The organism is Psychrobacillus sp. PGGUH221 (assembly GCF_042055255.1).
Lineage (GTDB): Bacteria > Bacillota > Bacilli > Bacillales_A > Planococcaceae > Psychrobacillus.
The window spans coordinates 1-622 of record NZ_JAQMHQ010000033.1; the positions used below are offsets into that span (position 1 = coordinate 1).

At 38.9% G+C, this 622-nt stretch carries 2 protein-coding genes; both read right to left on the reverse strand.

What is annotated here, in order from left to right:
- On the reverse strand, window positions 1–389 hold a 389-nt coding region (locus tag PGC35_RS22035), incomplete at its 3' end, for a pyridoxal-phosphate dependent enzyme (protein WP_375220725.1).
- A gap of 14 nt (window positions 390–403) precedes the next feature.
- A partial coding sequence (locus PGC35_RS22040) for a RidA family protein (RefSeq protein WP_375220726.1) occupies window positions 404–622 on the reverse strand: 219 nt, incomplete at its 5' end.

The following is a 622-nucleotide window of genomic DNA, read 5'->3' on the forward strand; positions in this document are numbered from 1 at the left end:
GCTCTTGGTATACGTTCTCCAGAAGTAGTCCCGCACATTTCCACCTTACCATCATAAGCTTGGATTGCGTTAACCTTACACTTACTAACGTTTTCAGGCACTACAATGGTTGCCGGAACTCCGTATTTTTTTGCAACATAAGCAACGGCTTGACCGTGATTACCTGATGATGCTGCTGTTACAAACTTCGCACCATTTTCAATCGCATGAATAATTTTATTACTTGCTCCTCGTATTTTAAATGAACCTGTTTTTTGTAAATGCTCTGATTTTAAAAACATCTGATTCCCACATATTTTAGAAAGTTGCCTTGATTGTAAAATCGGTGTTACATACGCTATATCGCTAATTCGTTCTCTGCCATCTTTCACATCTTTTAAAGAAATCATGTTGTTAATCCCTCCTATTTAACTGCAATAACAAAATCAATCTCAATCGGTGTGTTGCTAGGAAGCTCTGCTACTCCAACCGCCGAGCGAGCATGAAGTCCTTTTTCATCAAATATCTTCTCAAGTAATTCAGAAGCGGCATCAAGGATTTTGGAAGGTTCATTAAACCCTGGTGCAGTTTGTACATAGCCAGTTACCTTTAATACTTGCTCCACATTGTCAAGACTGCCTAT